The 3,328-nt window shown below is 60.9% G+C and carries 1 protein-coding gene and 1 tRNA gene; one reads left to right on the forward strand and one right to left on the reverse strand.

From position 1 onward, the window contains the following. Positions 1-30: 30 nt before the first annotated feature. Positions 31-101 (forward strand) — tRNA-Gly (locus NW863_RS12560). 409 nt (positions 102-510) lie between these two features. Here NW863_RS12560 and NW863_RS12565 read toward each other — a convergent pair. Further along, a complete protein-coding gene (locus NW863_RS12565) occupies positions 511-3,204 on the reverse strand; it encodes a tetratricopeptide repeat protein (protein ID WP_414366765.1) in 2,694 nt (897 codons plus the stop codon). Between the last annotated feature and the right edge of the window lie 124 nt (positions 3,205-3,328).

Genomic DNA, 3,328 nt, shown 5'->3' on the forward strand with positions numbered 1-3,328 from the left:
TATAGGTACTTGGCAGAGGCAGATGCCTGTGCGGGCGTAGTTTAATGGTAAAACCGCAGTCTTCCAAACTGCTGTTGACGGTTCGATTCCGTTCGCCCGCTTCCATCCGGTAGATCCTGAACTAAGCCGCAAAACTGGCTCCAGATAAGCCCTTTCAGACCTAAAACCTCAGTTGAGGGTAAAGCCAAGTTTGGGGTAGAAGAGGGTAAGTTGGGTGCGTAGAGTGATCGCAAAATGATCGCAAGGAGAGAGCCAAAGGAAGTTGTCCACGTGACTCAAGACAAGGGTTGGCTGCGTCTGACTTGAACGTACCAGGGCCGGCGCTACCGCACGTCGATGGGGGTGCCGGACATGGCAGCAGGGCGACGGGCGCTGCAGCAGGTGGCGGCCCTAGACAGGGAGCTAGAGCTTGGCACTGCTCCGGTGTCCCGTTGAGTAGCTGGTAAGGATACGGGGGAGCTTGTTTTCTGCCCACGAGCAGAGGCAGCAACTCCGCACCCCCTGAGGATCTCAGCTCCCAGGGTCGGGGGGTGGCACCCGAAAACCGCTGGGCAGCTTCTCTCCACGGGCAGCCGCTTCCAGCGCCGCCAGGAGAAAGGTCTCGAACTGACGCACGACCTGGAGGTCTTGGTACAGGTGCACTTTGGCTGCTTCTACGGCCTTGGTGGCAAAAGCCAGACAGCGCTCCTTGTCGCGGCCAAAAGCAAGGGCTGTAGCCGCATAGGCGTCGAGGGATGGGGCAATGGGCGCTATCTCGGCAATCCCCATCTGCTCATAGGCTGCCGCCACAAAACGCCCACGGGCAAAGCGACCAGGCCAGGTGACAATGGGTTTGCCGTAGGCCATGGCCTCGTAGAGAGTGTTGCCTGAGCCGAAATGGATAGGATCCAGCAGAACGTCACAATGGGCCACCAGCGCCATGAAGCGAGCAAGGGGCTGGCGCGGCACGAAGCAGACCCGTTCGTTGAGGATGGGGGCGCTCTTTGCCCAGCGGGCCCTGAGCTGGTCGTTCCAAGTCTTGGCCAAGCCGTCGATGAGGACAATGTGGCCCTCGGGATCGCTCTCGGCAATGGCTGCCAGCACCGCGTCGAAGTCAGGGTGAAACTTAAAAAGCGATTGCGGGCAGCCGTAGAGCCTGCCGCGCTCAGGCAGGCCCAGTTCTGCGCGTGGGGGAATTTGCCGTGGCAAGCCGAAAAGTTGGTAGCAGAAGGGCAGGCGGGCAAAGCGCACCAAGCGCTCGCTGTAGTACGCTTCCGCCCCTTCTGGCTCCATTGGCACATCGGCCCCCAGGAAGTAATCGATTGTATCGAGGCCAGTGGTATCCGGGTGGCCGTAGCTAACCATCTGCACCGGCGCAAGCCGCGCATAGGCCAGGAAGTAGGTGGCCATCGACATACCGATGTCGGGATAGAAAAGAGCGTCCAGCTCCAGAGCTGCAACCTGCGCCTGCCACTGGGGCAGTAGGCCGCTGAGAACCACCACTCGGTCGCAAGCAGCCTCTAACATAGCCCGCACCGAGTCGCGAGGGGCTTGCGGTGGGTAGATGAGGATAACTTCAAAACGCGAGCGGTCAAGCTGACGCAAAAGGCCCTGGTAGAGCTTGCCGATGGTGTGGCCGACAAGAAACTTTGAGCAAAAGCCAACGCGGATGCGCCGACCAGCAGGGAAGTGCCAACGGGCAACATGCGGTGCTTCAAAATTGAGCTGCGGCGCCTTGGCTCGAAAGAGCTGGCAGAGCATCTCCATGAGCGGCCGGTCGTCGGCGTTGTGGTAGGGAAGCTCGAAGGAAAGGGAGTGTCTGAAGAGTCGGGTCGGGTCTTCCAGGGTTCCAGGCAAGGCCAGCAAACTCCGCAGACCCTCCTGATAGCGTGCCCGCCAGTGGGCGATAGCGGCCTGCGACTCTAGGATGGAGGGTAGCCAAAGCCGGCCCTGAATCTGCGCCGCAAGGATCTGCTCGGCAGCATTAGGGGGTTGCGGCCTGCATTGGCGCGCGGCCTGCAGCACTTCCTCTGCTTCTGCATCTCTTTCTTGAGCTGCCAAGGCAAGCGCTAGACCCAGATAGGCAGCAAAGTGGTGGGGATCTTTTTGAAGGGCAAGACGGGCAAAGCTCTCTGCTTCCTGAAAGAGCTCTAAATTGAGGTAGACTTCTACCTTGCCCAGCAAGCCCTCAGGGAAGTCGGGGCGAAGGGCCAAGGCTTTGTCGTAGTAATCCAGGGCCTGGGAAAAGTTGCGCTCTTCTACCTCCATTCTCCCAAGCAAGAGGAGCGCTTCCACCCGTTGGGGATTGAACTGCAGCGCTGCTTGGTAGGCGTTCTTGGCCCGCGTTCTTTCGCCGCCCCCCAGCAGCGCACTCCCGTAGTTGAACCAGGCGTCGGCATAGGTTGGCCGGAGCTCGATGGCCCGCAAGGCAGCAGCTTGCGCTTCCGACCATTTGCCCATCTCCTGCAATAGAGCTGAAAAATTGCTGTATATCTCAGCATCCTCTGGATAGGCCTGGAGCGCCTGGCGATAGGTCGCCTCGCTTTCCACGTAGCGCCCTTGCCCTTGCAGAGATAGCGCCAGGGCAAACAGGGCGTTGCGCTCTTGGGGCTCAAGATCCAGAGCGCGGCGAGCCGCCTCTTCTGCTGCAACATACTCCCCCTGCTTCCAGCGCACGTTGGCAACAAGGGCCCAGGCCAGGGCAGAGCTGGGGTTTCTGGCCAGCACCTCCTGGGCTTTTTGCAAAGCAAGGGCCAGGTTGCCACAGTTGTAGGCCTCACTTGCTGCCTGCAGCTCGCTGACCTCCTCCTCGCTAAGGGTTCGAGTCGCTGGCACCGGGCTGGAGAGGGGGGCCTCTCCTGCCAGCTTGGTAGCGGCCAGCCGCGCGCTCCACTCGACAACCACTGCCTCTTCCAGGAGTCCGAGAGTTTGCCCATCAGCAAGCACCCGCTCGGCCTCTGCATATTCGCCACACTCCAGTAGCGCCTCCACCAGGGACAGCCAATACTGACCAACCGTTGGATTGGCGCTGACGGCGGTTACCAAATGGTGCAGGGCCGCCCGGGGCTGCCCCCGCTGGCGGGTAAGCTGCCCCAGCTTGTGGTGCGCCTCTGGGTGGCGGGGGACAGACCGCAGGACAGCTCGATAGAGCCGCTCCGCCTCGTCCAGGCGCCCCTGCTGGTGATGGTTGAGGGCTTGCTGCAGCAGCTCGTCCAACTCTGACATTGCAGGGAAACTCCTCAAGTGCTCTTTTTCCCTTCCGGCAGGGCATAGGGATGGGTCGCGTGCCAGTAGTCGACCAACTGCCCTTGGTGCTCGATGAGAACCTGCTTTGGCTCTATCCCAAGGC

The organism is Synechococcus sp. B60.1 (assembly GCF_047462555.1).
Classification (GTDB): domain Bacteria; phylum Cyanobacteriota; class Cyanobacteriia; order Thermostichales; family Thermostichaceae; genus Thermostichus.